17 protein-coding genes and 1 tRNA gene are annotated in these 21,027 nt (G+C 43.1%); 13 read left to right on the top strand and 5 right to left on the bottom strand.

All coding sequences use genetic code 11. The features are described from left to right. Positions 1–300: 300 nt before the first annotated feature. From ACR63T_RS04480 to ACR63T_RS04490, 3 genes are all read left to right on the top strand, one after another. Positions 301–969 carry a glutathione S-transferase gene (locus tag ACR63T_RS04480; RefSeq protein WP_201572653.1) on the top strand — a complete coding sequence of 223 codons (669 nt, stop codon included), beginning with the start codon at positions 301–303 and terminating at the stop codon, positions 967–969. Positions 970–1,142: 173 nt separating this feature from the next. Next, on the top strand, positions 1,143–1,364 hold the full coding sequence (locus ACR63T_RS04485; protein ID WP_201572655.1) for a hypothetical protein: 222 nt from the start codon (positions 1,143–1,145) through the stop codon (positions 1,362–1,364). 73 nt (positions 1,365–1,437) lie between these two features. Next, positions 1,438–2,589, top strand: a complete 1,152-nt coding sequence (locus ACR63T_RS04490) for a ribonuclease Z (RefSeq protein ID WP_472784903.1) — start codon at positions 1,438–1,440, stop codon at positions 2,587–2,589. On the opposite strand, the gene ACR63T_RS04495 is transcribed toward ACR63T_RS04490, so the two are convergent. Continuing rightward, a complete protein-coding gene (locus tag ACR63T_RS04495; protein WP_472784904.1) occupies positions 2,586–3,581 on the bottom strand; it encodes an ATP-binding protein in 996 nt (331 codons plus the stop codon). The genes ACR63T_RS04490 and ACR63T_RS04495 overlap by 4 nt on opposite strands. 80 nt (positions 3,582–3,661) lie before the next feature. On the opposite strand from ACR63T_RS04495, the gene ACR63T_RS04500 reads away from it, so the two are divergent. Further along, a complete protein-coding gene (locus ACR63T_RS04500) occupies positions 3,662–4,648 on the top strand; it encodes a protein kinase domain-containing protein (protein WP_472784905.1) in 987 nt (328 codons plus the stop codon). 9 nt (positions 4,649–4,657) lie between these two features. Here the strand turns inward: ACR63T_RS04500 and ACR63T_RS04505 are convergent, their stop codons facing one another. The 4 genes from ACR63T_RS04505 to ACR63T_RS04520 all read right to left on the bottom strand — a co-directional run bounded on the left by ACR63T_RS04505 (position 4,658) and on the right by ACR63T_RS04520 (position 8,984). After that, complete coding sequence (locus ACR63T_RS04505) at positions 4,658–5,194, bottom strand: hypothetical protein (protein ID WP_305899878.1); 537 nt, start codon at positions 5,192–5,194, stop codon at positions 4,658–4,660. A gap of 203 nt (positions 5,195–5,397) precedes the next feature. Then, positions 5,398–5,482 (bottom strand) — tRNA-Leu (locus ACR63T_RS04510). Between the two features lie 285 nt (positions 5,483–5,767). After that, positions 5,768–7,510 (bottom strand): sigma 54-interacting transcriptional regulator, encoded by a 1,743-nt coding sequence (locus ACR63T_RS04515; RefSeq protein WP_472784906.1) that lies wholly within the window; start codon positions 7,508–7,510, stop codon positions 5,768–5,770. 79 nt (positions 7,511–7,589) lie between these two features. Next, positions 7,590–8,984, bottom strand: a complete 1,395-nt coding sequence (locus ACR63T_RS04520; RefSeq protein WP_472784907.1) for a two-component system sensor histidine kinase NtrB — start codon at positions 8,982–8,984, stop codon at positions 7,590–7,592. A 163-nt stretch (positions 8,985–9,147) separates the two neighbouring features. Between ACR63T_RS04520 and rimO the strand changes: the two genes are divergently transcribed. The 9 genes from rimO (at position 9,148) to lpxD (ending at position 20,936) form a co-directional block, all read left to right on the top strand. Then, positions 9,148–10,725, top strand: a complete 1,578-nt coding sequence (gene rimO / locus ACR63T_RS04525; RefSeq protein WP_472784908.1) for a 30S ribosomal protein S12 methylthiotransferase RimO — start codon at positions 9,148–9,150, stop codon at positions 10,723–10,725. Positions 10,726–11,089: 364 nt separating this feature from the next. Next, positions 11,090–11,815, top strand: coding sequence for a UMP kinase (gene pyrH, locus ACR63T_RS04530; RefSeq protein WP_201572669.1), 726 nt, complete (start codon positions 11,090–11,092; stop codon positions 11,813–11,815). Positions 11,816–11,917: 102 nt separating this feature from the next. Beyond that, the gene (gene frr / locus ACR63T_RS04535) at positions 11,918–12,472 is read left to right on the top strand and encodes a ribosome recycling factor (protein ID WP_201572671.1); all 555 of its coding nucleotides are present in this window, start codon (positions 11,918–11,920) and stop codon (positions 12,470–12,472) included. 230 nt (positions 12,473–12,702) lie between these two features. Continuing rightward, positions 12,703–13,443: a polyprenyl diphosphate synthase gene (gene uppS / locus ACR63T_RS04540; RefSeq protein WP_472784909.1), complete on the top strand. Its 741-nt coding sequence runs from the start codon at positions 12,703–12,705 to the stop codon at positions 13,441–13,443. 109 nt (positions 13,444–13,552) lie between these two features. Next, positions 13,553–14,362 (top strand): phosphatidate cytidylyltransferase, encoded by an 810-nt coding sequence (locus ACR63T_RS04545; RefSeq protein ID WP_305899883.1) that lies wholly within the window; start codon positions 13,553–13,555, stop codon positions 14,360–14,362. Positions 14,363–14,491: 129 nt separating this feature from the next. Next, positions 14,492–15,694, top strand: a complete 1,203-nt coding sequence (ispC, locus tag ACR63T_RS04550) for a 1-deoxy-D-xylulose-5-phosphate reductoisomerase (RefSeq protein WP_472784910.1) — start codon at positions 14,492–14,494, stop codon at positions 15,692–15,694. Between the two features lie 34 nt (positions 15,695–15,728). Beyond that, on the top strand, positions 15,729–17,102 hold the full coding sequence (rseP, locus tag ACR63T_RS04555; RefSeq protein ID WP_472784911.1) for an RIP metalloprotease RseP: 1,374 nt from the start codon (positions 15,729–15,731) through the stop codon (positions 17,100–17,102). 258 nt (positions 17,103–17,360) lie between these two features. Next, the gene (bamA, locus tag ACR63T_RS04560; protein WP_472784912.1) at positions 17,361–19,763 is read left to right on the top strand and encodes an outer membrane protein assembly factor BamA; all 2,403 of its coding nucleotides are present in this window, start codon (positions 17,361–17,363) and stop codon (positions 19,761–19,763) included. A gap of 156 nt (positions 19,764–19,919) precedes the next feature. Further along, positions 19,920–20,936: a UDP-3-O-(3-hydroxymyristoyl)glucosamine N-acyltransferase gene (gene lpxD / locus ACR63T_RS04565; RefSeq protein ID WP_472784913.1), complete on the top strand. Its 1,017-nt coding sequence runs from the start codon at positions 19,920–19,922 to the stop codon at positions 20,934–20,936. The last annotated feature ends 91 nt before the right edge of the window (positions 20,937–21,027 follow it).

A 21,027-nucleotide genomic window follows, 5' to 3' on the forward strand; every position in this document is an offset into this window, starting at 1 on the left:
TCTGTTCATTGCAATGTTAGAGCTAGCGTTAAAGTTAAAGATAGTGATGGCATAAACATTGCATAAAATTAAGGGTAAGTATAAGAAGAATGTTATATAAACCTTAGTTTGACTCTAGAATATTCAGAGTTGACCCTATAGATATTGTTTTTCGTAACAGACGCGCTACTAGGCAGTTTTAAAGCACTAGCAGCTAGGTTATTATTAATAATATTTTTATCTATGGCATTTTTATACGGATAAGTTTTATCATACTCTTATATTATTACCATTAATTATGGCTTAACAATAGGATAGTCCATGTTACATTTGCATCATTTAGAAAACTCACGCTCATTTCGTATTCTTTGGTTATTAGAGGAGCTAAACGCTGATTATAAACTGACCGCTTATAATCGTACCAAAGCCCATCTTGCGCCTAAAAGTCTAAAACAAATTCATCCACTCGGTCATGCTCCGATACTAGAAGCAGACGGACGCCCATTAGTAGAATCTGGTTTTATCATTGAGTATTTGCTTAAGCATTATGATCAAGCGCATGAGTTTAAGCCTGCTGATAGTGATGAATCAGCTTGGGAGAATTATACTTTTTGGATGCATTTCTCTGAAGCGTCAGTCATGCCGCTGTTGGTGATGCGTTTAGTATTTACTAAAGTCGTTGAGCGCTCACCGATGTTGATCAAGCCAATCAGCAAGGGTATTCGCAAGCAAGTTGAAAACAGCATGATCAGTAGCAGCTTGACCACGATGCTCAATATGATGGAGGAGCAATTGCAAGACGATCATTGGTTTGCAGGTAGTGAGTTTAGCGCTGCTGATATTCAAATGCACATCGCTGTCGTCGGTGCAAATGCTGGCAAGGGCTTAGATAAAGTAAAATATGTTAATGTGTTGAACTGGCTTAAACGCTGTGAGGAAAGAGAAGCTTTTAAGCGAGCAGTAGAAAAGGGTGGACGAGTGAAGTTTTAGGCTAATTCTCAAGCTATTCATTTAAAATAGCCTATGCTTTTGCTTTTCTTTTTACTAAGGCAATAGGGTCTCAATGACGATAGTTTTGAGGCCCTATTGTTTTTTTGGTTATAATACAGTGCCATTTAGAATAATTTTATTTAGCATAAATAGTACTATAAAAAGGTAAGCAAATGACTGACCCAAATGATCGACCTCTCAAAAATAGCGCTGAACCCAATCTTAAAGATATATCGCCAAAAGCTTGGGCACAAAAGCTACTAGTAGCGCTACTTTGTGTGGCAAGCTTTTATGGCGGCTGGAAGTCCCATGAGTCAAACATGGTGAAACAGTGCTACGCTAGTGGGGGCCAAGTCACTGAGGGCGAGAAAACGTTACTTTGCGAATTGTCTTAAGTTTTCGTTATTTACAACGATAAAAAACAATTAATACGTTTATTCATCAGTCAGCTATTACTAGAGATCAGCCATGTTACAACTGACCTTTTTGGGCACATCAGCTGGTGTGCCGACCAAACAGCGCAATGTCACAGCATTGGCTATTGAATGTCTAAATCTCTATCTAGCAAGTGCTAAACAACATAACAACAAGTCGCGTCCTTGGCTGCTAATAGATTGTGGAGAGGGCACGCAGCAGCAATTGTTACATACTAAGCTATCATTACATCAGCTGGTTGCGATCTGTATCACTCATGTGCATGGCGATCACTGCTATGGTCTGCCAGGACTGCTGGCTAGCGCGGCTATGTCTGGACGTACTGAGTCACTGACTATTATCGCACCAAAAGCTATTGCTACCTTGCTTGATGCGATAATGCTCACAACTGAATTACACTTTTCTTACACTATTAACTTTATAGCGGTAGAGGATGTATTATCTGAGCAAGAAAAAGCAAAAACAGATATAACCCTTGAACTGGATAAGCAGCAACAGCTCACTATTGATGTGACTAAGCTGTCGCACAGAGTGCCCTCCCATGCTTTTGGTATCACCCAGACCATCAGCCATCGACGTCTAGATACCGCCAAGTTAAAAGCCGAAAATATTGCGCCAAGCCAGTTATGGGGCAAGCTACAGCAGGGTGAGGATGTCACTACTCAAGAAGGTAAACACCTACTATCAGCGGATTATGTACATAATGAGCAGCTGCGGGCGCGTGTCGTAGTGGCAGGTGATAATGACACGCCTACGTGTCTAGTAGGTGCTTTGCAAGATACGGATCTATTAGTACATGAAGCGACTTATACCGCTGAGGTATTGGCTAAAATTCAAAGCCGCATCCAGACCCAAAATTCTGACTTTGACGCTGATAGTGATCCTGATACTGAAGCTGGTTTTGACCCGATGCATAGCAGCGCTCAGTTAGTTGGTCAGTTTGCGCAAGATATTGGGCTTAATAATTTGATCTTGACGCATTTTAGCGCGCGTTACCAGAGCTATGATGACCCTGATAGCAGCACAGCAAATATGAGCGATATCCGTATTGATGCTCAAAGTGCTTATCAAGGTAATCTTTGGCTAGCAGAAGACTTTGCGCAGTATTTAGTTAAGGGTAAGTCATCAACATTAGAAAGTAAGGTTGATAACGAAGTAGAGTTCTTAGGGTCTGCTCTCCCTTAAAGCTCACTATCTTCCGCCGCCAATTGCATCTTACCACTCCAATAACGGCTAAACTGATAAGCGATACGACCAGAGCGTCCACCACGCTCTGACGCCCAACGCAAAGCCTCCGATCTGATTTGACTTGCCAGCTCGCCATCATCAATCACTTTATTGCTAATATCTTGATTCTTAATAGGATAGCTATCAGATCCTGATAGCTGCTCAAGCTGTATACTTAAATAATGCTGGACGATATGCAGGTAAGCGGTTTGATCCATTGGCCCAAAGGATAACCAAAGCCCAAAGCGATCCGATAAGGACACGGTTTCATCGATAGTCTCATACGGATTAACTTCATCAGTCTGACCATTATAAATATTGAGATTGTCTTTCATCATTTGCGGTAGCAGGTGACGACGATTGCTGGTCGCATAGACTAGTAGTTTGTCCTGCTCAGAGTCAAGTGCACCATCAAGTACACTTTTCAAGGTACGATAGCTCTCATCTTGCCCATTAAATGACAAGTCATCGCAATACACGACATAGCGACAGTTGGAGTCGTTTGGCAATTCATTAATAGCCGCGCGAACCTTATCAAGCACTAGCAAGTCATCACGGGCAATCTCAATAACCCGCAGACCCTCGCTATGATAGGATTGCAATAGAGCACGAATCAAAGAGGATTTACCCGCGCCGCGTGTCCCTGTCATCAGCACATGATTGGCCGGATAACCCTTTAGGAACTGCCGCGTGTTCTGAATCAGCTTAGCCTTTTGGGTGTCAATCCCATGCAGGTCATCTAAGCTTAAAAATAGATTAACGGTCAGAGGTTGCAGGTGGCCTGTAGACCCGCCAACCCAGCGATAAGCCAACTGCTCAGGATCTATCTGAATAGTAGGGGTGACTTGCTGATGCAAATACTGGCTCAATAAATCTAATAAAGGCTCGGGTAGTGCATAGGAAGAGCAATAGGGATTAGGTGATTTAAAGTCGTCAGTTGATTCAGGCATAATAACTCTATCTAAGTTTAATGGACGTGTAACGGTGGTGATTATGCTACTACATAGGATAAGCTAAAGGTATACTGATTATGAAAAATAATGCCATTAATTATCCAACAAAACAAGCGCTACAAACACAAGCTACACAGCTATTGCCAATATTGACGGCTGCCTTTTCAAATTTAGATTATAAAGAGATAACGCATCAACGTATCAGTCATCAAGATACTAGCCATCAAGATATTAGCTTTCAAGGGTTAACAAAGGCGCGGCACAGTCAGCTTGGTCAAGTTATGATTAAGTGGGAAACAAGCGCAAATATCTATTATGATCTAACGAGTTTAGGTCATGAAATAAAGGTGCTAAAAGCGCTGAATGGTTCTCAAGCTAAAGCGCAAGCTTCTATAATTATTGCGCCACAACTGCTAACTGACAAGAGCTTGATTATAAAAATATTAAACAAAAATTACCAGCTAACCCTTCTAATCATGCCTTACTATCCATTAGGCGCTCTAGCGCGTCAGCTTAACGCTACCAATCGTCAGCTATTAACCTGCCAGCAAAAGCAGCATTATATTATGCAAGCGGCGCAGTTAATAGCTGATCTACACAGCCAAGGCTGGCTACATAACGATATAAAGCCTAGCAACTTTTTGATTGGCTCTAGTCTAACTGACGACAACGTTGATTCAACGCCTAATTTATTACTGACAGATTTTGCTGTGGCGCAGCGTATAGATAACTTTAAAAACGATAGTAATCTTGCTGGCACGCCCGCCTATCTTGCGCCTGAGCGCTGGCAAGGACACACACCAACTCAGCAAAGCGATATTTATGCTTTTGGAATTATGGTGTACGAGATTTTGACAAGGGATAGACCGTTTAAGAGAGCAAAGACAAGTGACGACGCAATGCTTGATTGGGCGACTCAGCATTGCCAGCAGCCTATTGCTAAATTACCTAGCCAGTATCGTGATTATCAAGCTATTATTAATAAAACTTTAGCAAAACGAATTGAAAGTCGTTATAAAGATATAAGTGATGTTATAAGCGATTTGAAGTTTTTTGCCAGTTAGTAGTAGTAATTATTGATAATCTTGATAAAGTGCTTCGACAGGCTTGTCGTTGACGATACTTTGGCACTGTGCAAACTTAGTATCAAACTGCGTCTTTAAGTCATTAATATCTTTTAAGGTTGTCTTATTCGTATTAGCATAATAGGCTTTAGCGCTTATCGCATAGAGACTCAAGGTATCTAAAGCCTCATCGCAGACCTCAAAGGGTTCGATAGTAGGTATACGATTGACGCTCACATTATCCAGAACTCTATAGATATTGTTGGCAGCAATGCCTACTAATTTTGGGTCTTTGTTCGCAATGGCTCTTTCGGTATCGGTTTTTAAGATTACTAATTCTTTTGATAGTATTTCCGCATCATTATGATAGCCACTAAACTTCTCAAGATTCATCATAATCTTATTGTTTTCGTCGGTATCTACACTCATCCCAGCAGTATTAGTCTCTGCTGTGATAGCTGGATCGTACAGACTACGCAGTCCATAAAGCCCAAACGCTAATAGTACTAGCAAGCCTGCCGTTAGCCAAAATCCTTTATTCATCATTTCCACCTAGAGGTTTTGTGGTCTATAGACCTGGCAAGTAGTATGGCACAGTTTATGAGTGCTGAGTTTATCAGTGCTAAACCTGCCTAAATATGATGCAGATAAGAGGCTATCCAAAAATCAGACACAAAAAAACCTGCTAATAAGCAGGCTAATTTTTAATCTTATCTTTTCAATATAAGCTAAGATGTACTATCCGAAAATGGTGGGGCTGGAGAGACTCGAACTCTCACACCTTGCGGCGCCAGAACCTAAATCTGGTGCGTCTACCAATTCCGCCACAGCCCCATTATCCAAACTCTATCATCGTTAACATCCAAAATCAAATGCCAAGCAGATAGATAACTGATTCGGTAGTGCGTCTCAGTGGTTGGCTATTATATAGAGTTTAAATGATTTGGCAAGCCCTTTTTTGAATTAAATTAAATATTTTTTAATAGCCTGTATTTTAGCGTTATAACGTTCTATTTATATATCCATCTTTATTGATCGCTAGGTATGATTATCATACGCTCAGTCATTTCGATTCGACCCGTTTTAACCCTAGTTCCTTTAACTCTATTAGTGGCGACGCTATAGTAATTTTTGAGAGTCGTCCTCTAACAAAGATAATTTACGCGTTAACGTATTGCGTCCCCAGCCAAGTAATGTCGCAGCAGTGTTTTTCTTACCTCCGCTATGGGTAAGCGCGGCGTTAAGTAAAATACGTTCAAACTCAGGAGTAGCAGTCTGTAGAATATCGGTTTTGCCCGCTTGTAGTGACAGCGTTGCCCATTTGGCAAGTGCCTCTTGCCAGCTAGTCGCAGTAGAGTCAGATGCAACTGAAATGTTTTGTAGACTGAGCTGGGGGCTAGGATTGTTGTCGCTATTGTTATCGTTATAAGTAGCAGTCATCTGGGGCAATGACTCATCAATCGTAGTTAATAGCTCCGGTGGTAAATCTTCAACCAATACCATGTCGCCTGTGGTCATTACGGTTAGCCAAAGACAAACGTTCTCTAATTGACGAATATTGCCACGCCAAGCAAAGTTTTGCATCACGCGCATAGCATCGGGATGTAGCTGTTTAGGCGTAGTATTCATTTGTTTACTAGCACGGTGCATAAAGTGGCTGGTAAGCTCAGCAATATCTTCACGGCGATCGCGTAACGGTGGTAATGGCAGACGAATGACGTTAAGCCGGTAAAATAAATCTTCGCGAAACTTGCCTTGCTGCACGAGATGCTCAAGGTTTTGATGAGTGGCGGCAATAATACGCACATCGACTTTGACAGGCTGCTGACCACCGACGCGGTAAAACTCACCGTTAGCTAGTACTCTCAGCAATCGCGTTTGCGTGCTAAACGGCATATCACCAATCTCATCTAAAAACAGCGTCCCACCATCTGCTTGCTCAAAGCGACCTTGACGCATCGTCGTCGCGCCTGTAAACGCGCCTTTTTCATGACCAAATAGCTCAGATTCAATTAAATCATGCGGGATAGCTGCCATATTCAGTGCAATGAAAGAGTGCTTGGCACGCGGTGAATGTTGATGCAAGGCGCTGGCAACCAGTTCTTTGCCTGTGCCTGATTCTCCCGTAATAAGCACGGTAATAGGGGAGTGAGCTAAGCGCCCGATCGCGCGAAAGACATCTTGCATCGCCTGCGACTGACCGATAATGCCACTAGGATTATTGTTCGGCTGTTTTATAGAGGCATCATTAGCGCTAACCTCTTCTTTAACCTGAGTCTTTGGTTTTACAGTTGCTTTCACTGTAGGCAATAACGCTGCTGTAGCTGGTGTAGTATTGGCTCGCTCTGTGCTCTTAACCGCCTGTGCTTTATTATTTGCTACATCGAGGCTAGGTGTTGCGGGTTGATAGTTGATCGCTTTATAAATAACAGCTACGGCATCATCCAAATCAAAAGGCTTGGGCAGATAGTCAAATGCGCCTGTCTGGTAGCTATCTATTGCTGAGGTAATATCGGAGTGTGCGGTCATGATAATAATAGGAATATCAGCAAAATGCTTGTGTACCCAGTCGCTAAAGGACAGACCATCCATCATTGGCATACGGATATCGGTTAAGATAACATCAGGCAAAACAGAGCGGCTCTCTTGCTCCTGCAAAACATCGTTCAGACGCGTCCAAGCTGCTTGTGCTTGAGTAAAGCTCACTACGTTCAAATCAGCATCGGTAAAAGTATCAGCGAGTACTAAACGCAATGCGGCATCATCATCTATCAGCCATAGAGTGGCTATATCACTAGTATCTACGCCATTGGCAGTTGGGTTATCGGACACTTTATTCCCTTTATCATCAACGTTGCTCATAAATTTATTATACTCGTTATTTTATATTTTTAGCGCTGCTCTGTTTTTAGAACGGATAAATCGCTATCGTCATTGAAGATCAAGTTGCAATATTAGGCTGGTTAAAGGGCAGATATACTGTAAAGCTAGTTTGATTACTGTTTTTACCGTTGTTAGGCGTTTTAGTGGAGCTGACCTCTATCCTACCATGGTGGCGGCTGACGATATCTTGCACTATAGACAAGCCCAAACCTGTCCCTGTCGCTCGACTACTTACCATCGGAAAGAATATCTGCTCAATGAGCTTAGGGTCAATACCGCTACCATTATCGGTAATAGTAACTTGCAATACTTGCTTATGTTGCTGACCGCCAATAGTATGCTGAAAGGCAATCCGTGTTTGGATAAATAATACAGGCTTAAAAAACTTGTCATTGCTATTTAACTTTTGACCTTGTTGCTTTTGTAAATTATCTATTTGATTGTCGTCTCTATCTTTAATAGCTTCAATAGCCGCGTTATTTGATAGCGCTTGCTGATGCTCTACCATCGACTCACAAGCATTATTTAGTAAATTCAAAAATACTTGGATTAACTGATCTTTATCCGCTTCTATCTCTGGCAAAGATAAATCATAGTCACGTTGCAATGTTACTTGTGAATATTGGCTCATCACCAACGTCAGTACTTGCTCAAGGATTTGGTGAATATTTAATGTTTGCCAATTGGGGAGCTGATTAGAGCCCAATAGCTGTCCAATCAGCTGAGTTAATCGATCGGTTTCAGAGATGATAATATCGGTATAAGTTAGCATCTTTTGAGTGGTTGATGCAGTATTGGTCTCATATTCTGAGGAATTTTTTACAGAATCTTGCGCGGCGACTTGGTCAGCTGCTTGGTAAGTGACAGCGTTTAGCTTTGCCAGTTGTCTTTGTAGCAGCTGTGCGGCGCCGCGAATACCTGCCAAAGGGTTTTTGACCTCATGAGCCACCGACCGTAGCATATGACGGGCGATATCATATTGCTGCTCTTGCTGCTGCTCCTTTGAGATACGACTTTGTCGATCCTTGCCCCACATCTCAATAATATAATAGATCTGATGCTGCTGGATAACTGGCGTCACGCTATAATCGACTAATATGGCAGCGCTTTTGCTAGAGCTACCCAGCGCTTGTGGATGGATACTGTGATCATGATCGACAAAGGGCTGCTGATACAGGCGAGCATGAGCAAAGCGCTCTGTTAGCGAATAGATATTATTAATAGGGTGATTAACAACATGATTATTTTTATCACCTGTCTCATTAGGAGCTAATAAAGTCAAAATAGACTGATTCAATAGACGGGCGCGACTAATGGTTAATAACTGCTCGGCTTGCGTGTTTAGCCATCTTATCTGTAGCGACTCATCGACCCACAAAATAGCGGTAAATAAATGCTGTGAGAGAAAGGTTAAATCAGGAAGCGTTGTAGCAGCATCTGTTTGAGTAGTCATTATAAAGGCCCAAATAAGACAAGAGTGAAGTAAAAGTGAGGTAAGGTATTATTATTTAACTGTTATTTAACTATAAATCATGAGCATAGCACGGCAAAACTAGCGGTAAGTATAAAAAAAACGTACAATGCGCACAGCCATTTTATCTCAAGCAAGGTCAGCTATGTCCAAAACTTCTAGCCCATCAGCCAATATCGTCTCAACCAATGATCCATCAAGCATGCAGACAGTAAAAGATGCGGTAACCGTATTTAATCCTGCCCAAAGCTCAGAACCTATTCAACAAGCGCCAAGCCAGCCTTATCACCATAAAGCCAATCATAATGAGAACCGTAGTATTGCTCAAAGCAGTGCAGGCAACACTGCGACGGCTAGTGCCCCGACCACAGCGCCAAAGATTGGTTTTGTATCATTAGGCTGCCCAAAGGCTTTGGTAGATAGTGAGCGTATTATCACAGAGCTGAGCCGTGATGGTTATCAAGTCGCCAGTGATTATGAAGGCGCAGATTTAGTCGTGGTCAATACCTGCGGCTTTATTGAGTCGGCAGTACAGGAGTCACTGGACGCTATTGGCGAGGCGATTAGCAAAAACGGTAAAGTCATCGTCACGGGCTGCTTGGGGAAAGAGGCAGACAAAATTCGCGCGATGCATCCAGCAGTGCTCGCAGTGACAGGTGCTCATGCGTACGATGAAGTCATTAGAGCCGTTGCATTACATGTGCCCAAGCCTGAGCGTGAGTTGAATGATAAATATAATCCTAAAATTGATCTGATCAACGAGGCGGGTATTAAACTAACCCCAAGCCATTACGCTTATCTTAAGATATCAGAGGGCTGCAATCATCGCTGCACTTTTTGCATTATCCCCAGTATGCGCGGCGATTTAGTCTCGCGTCCAATTGATAGTGTGATGAATGAGGCGCTAGCGCTAAAAAACGCTGGAGTTAAGGAGCTACTCATTATCTCACAAGACACCTCAGCTTATGGCTTAGATCTAAAGTATAAGACTAGCTTTTGGAATGGCATGCCGCTTAAGTCAAAATTCTATGACATGTGTCAAGCGCTTAACGACTTAGGTATTTGGGTGCGCCTGCATTATGTCTATCCTTATCCGCATGTCGACAAAGTTGTCGCATTAATGGGCGCGGGCAAGCTACTGCCTTATTTGGATATTCCTTTTCAACATGCCAGCCACAGCGTTCTCAAAGCGATGAAGCGACCTGCGCATAGTGAAAACACGCTAGAGCGTATCAAAGCATGGCGTGAAATATGTCCTGATATTGTGATTCGCTCGACCTTTGTGGTTGGTTTTCCTGGTGAAACGGAAGAAGACTTTCAATTGTTGCTTGACTGGCTGGTTGAAGCACGTCTTGACCGCGTTGGCGCGTTTACTTATTCAGAGGTTGAAGGCGCAGTCGCTAATGACTTGCCTAATCCAGTACCTGAGGCGGTAAAACAAGAGCGCTATGAGCGCTTTATGGCATTGCAACAGGATATCTCCGCGCAAAAGCTGCAAGAAAAAATCGGCAAAACGATGACAGTACTAGTCGATGAGATAGACATGGAAGAGAACATCGCTATCTGTCGTAGCTACGCTGATGCACCAGAGATTGATGGTCATGTCTATGTTGATGATATTAATGTTGGTGGTAATGGTCCTACTGTAAAAGTCGGGCAATTCATCACGGTTATCATTGATGACGCTAGCGAGTATGATCTATTTGCCAGCTATCAAGGTTAAATAGTCATTCAAATAAGCAAAAAATAATGGGCAAATAGAGTAGATGAAAATTGCCCAATAGCTAGGGCGTATCATCAATTAAAACATTTATATTTTATGGGTTAAAAATGGCTATATTTCCGCCACTCTTTATAAATTTCTAGACAATATGTTCATATTCTCTGCAAAATTTATCTTGATTGACAAAAATCTATCTCATTTTTACCCTCATAACCTAATTAATGACACGCCCTAGTAGTTTTTGCTACAATTAGCGCAATTTGTTTTTACGCTCTACTCTTCATTATTATAATATCGGCGTTTAATAATAACGCTACGGTTTACTCATATTATTAATAACATATTACTCATAAAAGGTGCTCTTATGTCTGACAAAAACCCTCGTTACTCGCGCATTTTGCTTAAGCTGTCAGGTGAGGCTTTGGCTGGTGGCAAAGATATGGGCATTGACAGCGAAGTATTGGACAAAATGAGTTTATCTATTGCCCATCTGCGCGGTCTTGGTGTACAAGTCGGTATCGTCGTCGGTGGTGGTAACTTGTACCGCGGCGCACAGTTGCAAAAAGAAGGTTTGGTTGGGCGCGTCACAGGCGATCAGATGGGTATGCTTGCGACGGTCATGAATGGCCTTGCTATGCGTGATGCTTTGGAGCGCCGCAATATTAAGACGCGCTTGATGTCAGCGTTACCGATTGGCGAGGTGACTGAAAGCTATAGTAGCCGTAATGCTATTCGCCACCTCAAAAATGGTGAAGTCTGTATTTTTGTGGCAGGTACAGGTAATCCGTTCTTTACTACGGATACCGCAGCGTGTTTGCGTGGCATTGAGATTGAAGCGGGTTTGATCCTAAAAGCGACCAAAGTCGATGGTGTCTATGATAAAGACCCAAGCTTACATAGCGATGCGGTCAAATATGATGGCTTAACCTTTGATGAAGTATTAGAGCAAAAGCTTGGGGTCATGGATTTAACGGCTATCGCTTTATGCCGTGAGCATAATGTGCCACTGCAAGTGTTCGATATGACCAAACCCAATGCGTTATTAAATGTGGTTATGGGCGAAAACGAAGGCACAAGGGTCTATCATTAAACAGCATCATCATACAGAATGATTAAAAGATGACAGCGCCAACTATATATAGTTAACCGTTAACAACCAATAATAAAATATATTATCGATAAGGATAGAACCATGATCAAAGAGATAAAGCAAGAAGGCGAAGCGCGGATGCAAAAAACGCTAGAGGCGCTCGAGAGTACCTTTAGTAAAGTTCGCACAGGTCGCGCCCATCCTGGTATGTTGTCAGGTATTATGGTCAGCTATTATGGTGCGGCGACCCCGTTGAATCAGGTTGCTAGCGTCAACGTCGAAGACTCGCGCACCCTGCTAGTCCAGCCGTTCGATCGTACTATGGTACAAGCGGTCGATAAAGCCATTCGCGAAGCTGATTTGGGCCTTAATCCCATGACCGCTGATGTAATTCGTGTACCGATGCCATCACTGACTGAAGAGACCCGTCGCGATATGCAAAAGCTGGCACGTGGTGAAGCTGAAAACAGTCGTGTTTCTATTCGTAATGTGCGTCGTGATATGATGAACGATATCAAGGACTTAGCCAAAGAAAAAGAGATATCAGAGGACGATGAGCGCCGCGCAAGCGATGAGATCCAAAAGATTACCGATAAGTACATCGAAACGATCGATAGTCGTCTAAGTAAAAAAGAAAGTGATCTGATGGAAGTGTAAGCAGCTTTTTTGCTTATTAAGTCACTAGCCATATAAGAGCTGGCATCCTCTCACAAGAGCTATTTGTTAGAGTGCCAGTTTTTTTTGTAAATGAGTTTTATAAGCCCATTTTACATCTCTTTTTTGCATCGCTTATTTTATGCAGTCTATAATAGCAACAGCTTATGACTTCCTTTATAGACGTTAATTCTATTTTCTGTCTTAAATTTACCAATGATAATGGCTCTAAAATGCACAAAGAACCCACGCTAGATATTCTACCCAAACACATTGCTATCATTATGGACGGCAATAATCGTTATGGCAAACAACACGCGCTAGCTAAAGGCGCAGGCCATAGTAAGGGTAAGGATGCGCTTGATCCTATCGTTGAATACTGTCGTGAAGTTGGCATTGAGGTGTTAACTGTATTTGCCTTTTCAAGTGAGAACTGGCAACGGCCACCAACTGAGGTGGCGCTGCTGATGCACCTGCTATCAGTGACGATTACCGAGCAGCTACCAAGGATGCAAACATATCAAATCCAGTTGCGCTTTATTGGGGATCGTAGTCAGTTATCAGACGAGCTACAAGCGCAAATGGCAGATGCCGAAGCTCAGACTGCGCACTTTACAGCAATGAGCTTAGTCATTGCGATCAGTTATGGTGGTCAATGGGATATTGCGCACGCCGCAAAACAGTTGGCTGAGCAAGTGCAAGAGGGCAAATTAGAAGCCAAAGATATCGATAAAGAGCGACTGGCCCAGCACGTACAGCTTGCTGATGCGCCAGCGGTTGATATGCTCATTCGTACGGGCGGCGAGTATCGACTATCCAACTTTTTATTGTGGCAATCGGCCTATGCAGAGCTGTTCTTCACTCAGACATTATGGCCGAACTTCACTGCAGAAGAGCTAGCATCAATGCTCGCAGAATTTGCTCAGCGTCAACGTCGTTTCGGTAAGACCAGCGAGCAAATACTGAGTCGCTAAGCCAATCATTAACCTGCGCCAATTAGCTGTTATAATGCCTTTCAGCATGAGTATTATCAGTTAACTATTTTCGTAAACCTACTGACTACAACTAAAAGGCTCGATCACTATGTGGCAACGGATTAGAACGGCAGTGGTGCTGATCATTATTGTTGGTATCGCATTATTTGCCAGCCAAACACCGGTTCTATTCGCGCCGCTCCTAGCGATTGGGGTGACTATTGCGGCTCATGAGTGGACCAAATTGATGCCTAAATGGCGTCAGCCAGTGGTGTTTGTGCTGATAGTATTGGCCATCACTTTAGTCTCTCTCATATTTGAAGCGACTTGGGTGCTGTGGTGGCTGGCCTCCTTAGTTATTTGGCTCATGGCACTATCTTGGGTCACTAAGTTTCCGACATTTACTAACTGGTATGGTCAGCGCTTGGCTTTGATGGGCGTTGTCATTTTGACTGGTTCAATCACCGCTATGTTCTATTTGTGGCAAGCATCGCCTTGGTGGCTGATGTATGTGTTCTTGATGGTATGGTGCGCAGATAGTGGTGCTTACTTTGTCGGACGTAAGCTTGGCCGCGTCAAGATGGCACCCAATGTGTCACCGAACAAAAGCATGGAAGGATTAGCTGGTGGTTTAGTGACGGGCTTAGTGGTGGTTATTGGCATTAGCTTTTTTAAGCTGCAACTCACGGGTATAGCTTTAGTCGCATTTGTAGCTTTGTCAGCGATCACTATATTAGCCTCAGTATTAGGTGATCTGTTTGAATCGATGCTCAAGCGCCGTGCTAAAGTGAAAGATTCAGGCACTATCCTACCAGGTCACGGTGGTATTTTAGATCGTATTGACTCGCTCTTATCTGCCACGCCGATATTTGCTTTAGGGTTTTGGGGGTTACAGCAATTAGGCTGGTTGGTGGTTTAAAGCATAAAAATTTTGTTTGAGTTCTAATGAGTAGAGCTTAGCTATTTTTATTAGGGTTTGACACTTTTGTAGGCATCAACACTTCTTTAGGTATTATTTTTAGGTACTATTAGACAGGTATTAGTAGTTATGACGCAACGCATCGCGGTACTAGGCGCAACAGGCTCAATAGGCGATAGCACTTTGGCAATATTGGACAAGCACCTAAAAGACTATCAAGTCTATGCGTTATCAGGCCATCAACGCCTAGATAAACTGCTTAAGCTTTGCCAACAATTCGAGCCTAAACGGGTCGCTGTACCAACCGCTGCTGTCGATGATTTTGCCGCACAGCTTAAACAAGCTGGTTTGACAATTGATGTGGTAGGCGGCGCTGAAGGACTCATTGATATTGCCACTGACAGCCAAGTCGATACGGTAGTTGCCGCGATAGTGGGTGCTGCAGGCTTGCCTTCTACCTTAGCCGCTGCGCGCGCAGGTAAACGCATACTACTTGCCAATAAAGAGGCGCTAGTGATGGCAGGTGAAGTGATGATCAAAGCGGTCAAAACCCATCATGCTACCTTATTACCCTTAGATTCTGAGCATAATGCTATCTTTCAGTGTCTGCCCGCCTGTATTCAACAAGATAATACGCAGATTCATGACAGCAGCCATGGCGTACGTAAACTGTGGTTAACCGCCTCTGGTGGACCTTTTTTAAAGCAGTCATTTGCGCAGATGCAGCAAGCAGGAATCAGCGAGGCAATCAAACACCCTAACTGGTCGATGGGTCAAAAGATATCTGTCGATTCAGCGACGATGATGAACAAGGGGTTAGAATTAATAGAGGCCTGTCATTTATTCGATCTACCTGAGAGCAAGATAAATGTGGTTATTCATCCACAAAGCATCATTCACTCAATGGTAGAATATAACGACGGCAGTTATTTGGCGCAGCTGGGCAGCCCCGATATGAAAACCCCGATTGCTCATGCGCTAAGCTACCCTAAGCGTATTGATAGTGGCGCTCAACCCTTAGATTTATTTGCTCTAAATAATTTAGAGTTTATCAAACCTGACCTGCATAAGTTTGCCTGTTTGCGTCTAGCACGTGATGCTATGCAAGCAGGTACACAAGCAACGATAGTACTCAATGCCGCCAATGAGCTGGCAGTAAAAGCTTTTTTGCATAGCCAAATACGTCTAACGGATATTGCCACTATTAATGAGCAGGCATTAACCCAAGTGCCAGCGCCTACCTTGAATGCCGATGCTGATATTGACGATATTTTAGCCATTGATCGCTTAGCTAGGCGTTATACGACTAAGCTAATTGCTGATATAGCTTGACCCAATTGATAGTAGGTTTAGTTGAGATGAGACCATGACATTTATTCTAACTTTGTTAGCCGCGATCTTTGTTTTAGGTCCGCTCATTGCTTTGCATGAATGGGGTCATTATATCGTGGCGCGTTTGTGCGGCGTAAAGGTGTTGACGTATTCTATAGGCTTTGGGCCTAAGCTTACTGGCTGGACGAGTAAACGTAGTGGTATTGACTATCGTCTCTCTATGCTACCGCTTGGCGGTTATGTCAAAATGCTGGATGAGCGTGAGGGTGAGGTGGCAAAAGATCAGCTGCATTTAGCCTTTAATCGCCAACATCCGCTCAAAAAGATCGCTATTGTAGCGGCAGGTCCAATCATGAATTTTGTGATTGCTATTGCGCTGTTTTGGGTGTTGTTTATGACCCCATCAGAGCAGCTCGCCACTAACATAGGTCAAGTGTTGCCCGATACGCCAGCAGCTATGGCTAAGCTACCAGCAGGCGATAAGATTGTTGCCATTGACGGTTATCAAGTACAGACTTGGGAAGGTATCAACTATCGATTGGCTGGGCGTATGGGGGAAACTGATAATGTTAGTATCACCTTACAATCCGCCACCAACACCAGCCAAGCGACTACGTATCAAGCGCCTGTCACTCGCTTTATGCAAGAGCGAGATCAAGGTAAGGATGCGTTAAGTAGTTTTGGTGTTTTACCTTGGCAGCCTAATATCACGCCTACTATCGGTGAACTTTCTCCAGATGGGGCCGCTATTAAGCAAGGCTTGCAAGTAGGGGATACGATTACTGCCATTAATGAGACGCCTATAACCGATTGGATCAGCGCGACGCGTATTATACGTGACAGTCCTGAGGTGTTATTGAGTTTTACGGTATTGCGCGATGACAAATTAGTCAACTTGCCAGTTATGCCACAGGGCAAAAAAGATAATTTAGGCAATCGCTTTGGCCAGATTGGTGCTATGGTAGTTCAGTCTGAGATTGTTATACCTGATGAATATAAAACCACGATCGTTTATGGTGCTGGTGAGAGTTTGATTAAGTCGTTTCAAAAGACCGAGCAGCTCGCGGTGATGACCGTAGACTCTATGGGTAAAATGATTTCAGGTGTGATCGGTTTGGATAACTTATCAGGACCGATTACTATTGCCAAAGTCGCTAAGCAAAGCTTTGATATCAGTTGGGAGATGGTATTATCTACCGCAGCTTTGATCAGCTTGAGCTTAGCGGTACTTAATTTATTACCTATTCCAGTCTTAGATGGCGGTCATTTGGTCTACTATATTATCGAGCTGATTCGTGGTAAACCCTTATCAGAGAGTGTCCAAATTGTAGGGGCTAATATTGGTTTACTCTTACTGTTAGGTTTCATGGTGTTAGCAATTGGTAATGATATCAGCCGACTTTTCTGATGATTACAACTGACAGTTTGTTATTTAAGCTCGCTGTGCTATTGCCCGTATAGGAATGGCATTTAACGAACAAGTATTAGCGTTTATGATTTTTTAAGCTTCGATGCTGTAATATTAGTAATTTTTAGTTTATTTTATGATGTGTTTTATATACAGTGTCTTGAGTCTGTATGGGATGAATCGCTTATTTAGTGTTTATTCCCTTCTTAAGACGCTTTTTAACTTAACTTTAGCACCTTTTATTGACGGATAGTGTTTATGCGTACGCCTTTATTTATGAGCGCGGCTGGGTTGCCGTTAGTGGTAGCAATGATGAGTGTCTCGGCACAAGCTGCAGATTTTGTAGCCACCGATATCGAATTTTCGGGTCTACAGCGCCTAACCTCTGATAGTCTCTATCCAGTTTTGCCTGTTTCAGTTGGCGATACGGTGACTGATGCAAGCTTAGCGGCTAGCATCAAAGCTTTGTATGCGACTGAGAACTTTGCCAATATTCAGAGCCGTGTCACGGGTAATCAGCTGCTTTTTGCTGTCGTTGAGCGTCCGATTATCGCTGAGGTAAATTTTGAGGGCAATAAGCTCATTCCTAAAGAGGGCTTGACTCAAGGTCTTGAGAACGCAGGGTTATCGGTAGGTGAGGTGCTCAAGCAGGCGACGCTTCAAGGGGTTGCCAATGAGCTACAACAGCAATACATCTCGCAAGGCTATTATAATAGCGATATCGAAGTCGATCAGACACTACTTGATGGCAATCGCGTAAAATTAGACATCCGCTTTATAGAAGGCAAGCCCTCTAAAGTGGTTGATATTAATGTCATTGGTAATAGTCATTTTAGCGATAAACAGATCAGAGAGGTGTTTGCGCTAAAGGAGTCCTCTTGGACGCGCTTGCTCTCTAAATCTGATCGTTATGCGCAAGAGAAGCTAGCCGCCAGTTTAGAAAACCTCAAAGCACTCTATCAAAATGATGGTTATGTGCGTTTTGCCGTTGATAATGCTGTGCTCAATATCAGTGAAGATAAAAGTAATGTATTTATTGAGATCAGCCTAACAGAAGGCGCGCAGTATCAGTTCGGTGAGATTAACTTCTTAGGTAAACCTAAATTCGATACTGATGAGCTCAAAGAGCTCGTGACTTTTACGCCTACCAATAATTATTCACAAGCTGAGCTAGACGCAACCACTTTGGCGCTAAAAAACCGTTACGGCAATGAGGGCTATTATTTGGCTCAAATACGTCCTGTACCGCGTATTAATGATGATACCAAAGTAGTCGATATTGATTATTATATAGATCCTGCACGGCCTGTTTATGTGCGCCGAATCAATTTTAGTGGCAATGTCAAAACCATGGACGAAGTACTACGCCGTGAGATGCGCCAACTAGAGGGTGCTTTGGCCTCTAATGAGAAGATTCAGCTATCGCGGGTTCGCCTGATGCGTACTGGTTTTTTTAAAGACGTCAAAACTGAGGTTAGATCAGTACCCAATCAGCCGGATCAAATTGATGTCAATTATATCGTTGAAGAGCAACCCTCAGGTAGCTCAACGATTGCAGCGGGTTACTCACAGAGTGGCGGTATTACCTTTCAGTTAGACTTAACTCAAAATAACTTTATGGGCACTGGTAATCGAGTAAAAGCGGCGTTATCACGCTCAGAGACTCGTGATTCTTATAGCTTAGGTTATACCGATCCGTATTTTACTGAAAATGGTGTCTCGCAAGGGATTAGTGCTTACTATCGTGAAACCAAGTTTGATGATAGAAACGTGAGTAACTACGTGACTGACTCTTATGGTGGTACGCTGAACTATAGCTATCCTGTTGATGAAACCAAGCGCGTTAGTGCTGGTATCAACGTGGATAATACGACAGTACGTGGGGGTCGATTCCTTGGCGTCTCAAACGTCGATCGCATCTTAGAGGACGGTGGTGAAGTCACCAGCTTTGAGGAAGGTGCTAACTTTAAGAACGACTATACCACCTACAATCTATTATTAGGCTGGGATTATAGTACGCTTGATCGTCCCGTATTCCCGACTAAAGGTATGAGTCACAGGGTCGATGGTACCATCGGTCTCGGTGATTCCAGTTATCAAAAAGCTATCTATAGCGGTAATATCTATTATCCTATATACAAAGATTGGGTCGCACGCGGTTATACTAAGCTTGGCTATGGTAATGATTTGCCATTTTATGAGAACTTTTATGCAGGGGGTTATGGCTCAGTACGTGGCTATGAGTCCTCAAGCCTAGGACCTAGATCTAAAGCTTATAATGATGTCATTACTGGGACTGATCGTATCAGAGATGAAGAGGTCGGTGGCAACGCTTTAGCAAGTTTTGGCGCTGAGCTGATCTTGCCACTACCTTTTAAAGCGGACTGGGCCGATCAAGTTCGTCCTGTGCTATTCGCTGAAGGTGGTCAAGTATTTGATACGACTGGTAGAGAAGATAGCACCTTTACTGATCCTGTTTCAGGTACGGCAACTGAAACCCCACTACTTACTCAAGATAATAAGTTTCGCTTTAGTGCTGGTGCTGGGGTAACTTGGTATACGCCGATTGGTCCTATTTCGATCAGCTATGCGGTACCGTTTGGCGATCAAGAAGGCGATCAGACTGAAAAAGTCCAGTTCCAGATCGGTAGTACCTTCTAAGCGAGTTATAATAAGCTATAGGGTTAATGGTTTGCTCAGTTTTGTGCAAGTGTAGAGCTAGGTAAATCATTAGCTTATAACATTAAGAGATAGCCAAGGTGATGGTTTAGCTTGGCATCTATTTCTATTTTACTACTAATAATAGTACTATTAACTATGATAACGATTTCGCAACTTATCAGCCAAATTGAGCAACGTCAGCCAGTACTAAATGAGGCGACGCTCAGTCCCGAGCAGCTGCAAGTTAAGCTAAGCAGCATCGGTAATTTAATAGACGCTAAAGAATCTCAGTTAGGGTTTTTGGCTGATCCAAATTACATCACCCATCTTGCTAGTAGTCAAGCAGGTGCGGTGCTAGTGACAGAGCAATTTTTTGATCAAGCACCTAAGTCTTGTATACCGTTAGTCGTTGCAACCCCGTATTTAGCATATGCAAGCGCCAGTCAGTTATTTGCGCCCAAAGCGGCTACCTCTACTATTCATCCAACAGCGATAATCGCTGATAGTGCTGATATCGCTAGTGGTGTCAGTGTTGGCGCTTTTTGTGTGATTGGTGAGCAGGTAACAATAGGCACAGGTAGCTGTCTAAAAGCCCATGTCGTGGTTGAAGCAAACAGTCATATTGGTGATTACTGCATATTTGAGTCGCAAGTGGTCGTAGCCCATAATTGTCTGATCGGCAATCATGTCCGCCTTCATACTGGGGTAAGTATCGGTAGCGAAGGTTTTGGCTTTGTACCAACTGCTGATCCAAGCGTTAGTGGCTGGGAGCGTATTGCTCAGCTGGGGCGAGTGATTATCGGTGATCATGTACGTATCGGTAGTAATACTTGTGTGGATCGTGGTGCTATCGATGATACCGTCATTGGCAATCACGTTATTATTGATAATTTAGTGCAAGTTGCGCATAACGTTCGCATTGGCGATGGAACTGCGATAGCCGCTAATACTGGTATTGCTGGTAGCACTACTATAGGCAAACGCTGTATTATTGGCGGGGCTGTTGGTATAACTGGACACATCAATATAACTGATGATGTAACTTTATCAGCTATGACTATGGTCACCAAATCGATTAATACCGCAGGGTACTATTCCTCTGGTACCGTTGCTATGCCGACGGCAAAATGGCGACGTGCTGCGGTTCGCTTTCGTCAACTAGGTAATGATTAGTTATTGCAATCGTTTTTATTAATTGTAGCCATAGTTTTTAAGTACTGCTTATTTTAAGTATTATGTATTCTAAAGATCATGTACAGAGTTT

Source organism: Psychrobacter sp. M17(2026) (assembly GCF_055699815.1).

Coding starts and splice junctions, on each gene's coding strand:
- uppS (WP_472784909.1), top strand. CDS start 12,703: ATGCACAAAGAACCCACGCTAGATATTCTACCCAAACACATTGCTATC.
- ACR63T_RS04490 (WP_472784903.1), top strand. CDS start 1,438: ATGTTACAACTGACCTTTTTGGGCACATCAGCTGGTGTGCCGACCAAA.
- ACR63T_RS04520 (WP_472784907.1), bottom strand. CDS start 8,984: ATGACTACTCAAACAGATGCTGCTACAACGCTTCCTGATTTAACCTTT.
- ACR63T_RS04500 (WP_472784905.1), top strand. CDS start 3,662: ATGAAAAATAATGCCATTAATTATCCAACAAAACAAGCGCTACAAACA.
- ACR63T_RS04505 (WP_305899878.1), bottom strand. CDS start 5,194: ATGATGAATAAAGGATTTTGGCTAACGGCAGGCTTGCTAGTACTATTA.
- ACR63T_RS04495 (WP_472784904.1), bottom strand. CDS start 3,581: ATGCCTGAATCAACTGACGACTTTAAATCACCTAATCCCTATTGCTCT.
- ispC (WP_472784910.1), top strand. CDS start 14,492: ATGACGCAACGCATCGCGGTACTAGGCGCAACAGGCTCAATAGGCGAT.
- bamA (WP_472784912.1), top strand. CDS start 17,361: ATGCGTACGCCTTTATTTATGAGCGCGGCTGGGTTGCCGTTAGTGGTA.
- ACR63T_RS04480 (WP_201572653.1), top strand. CDS start 301: ATGTTACATTTGCATCATTTAGAAAACTCACGCTCATTTCGTATTCTT.
- rimO (WP_472784908.1), top strand. CDS start 9,148: ATGTCCAAAACTTCTAGCCCATCAGCCAATATCGTCTCAACCAATGAT.
- lpxD (WP_472784913.1), top strand. CDS start 19,920: ATGATAACGATTTCGCAACTTATCAGCCAAATTGAGCAACGTCAGCCA.
- ACR63T_RS04545 (WP_305899883.1), top strand. CDS start 13,553: ATGTGGCAACGGATTAGAACGGCAGTGGTGCTGATCATTATTGTTGGT.
- frr (WP_201572671.1), top strand. CDS start 11,918: ATGATCAAAGAGATAAAGCAAGAAGGCGAAGCGCGGATGCAAAAAACG.
- ACR63T_RS04515 (WP_472784906.1), bottom strand. CDS start 7,510: ATGAGCAACGTTGATGATAAAGGGAATAAAGTGTCCGATAACCCAACT.
- pyrH (WP_201572669.1), top strand. CDS start 11,090: ATGTCTGACAAAAACCCTCGTTACTCGCGCATTTTGCTTAAGCTGTCA.
- rseP (WP_472784911.1), top strand. CDS start 15,729: ATGACATTTATTCTAACTTTGTTAGCCGCGATCTTTGTTTTAGGTCCG.
- ACR63T_RS04485 (WP_201572655.1), top strand. CDS start 1,143: ATGACTGACCCAAATGATCGACCTCTCAAAAATAGCGCTGAACCCAAT.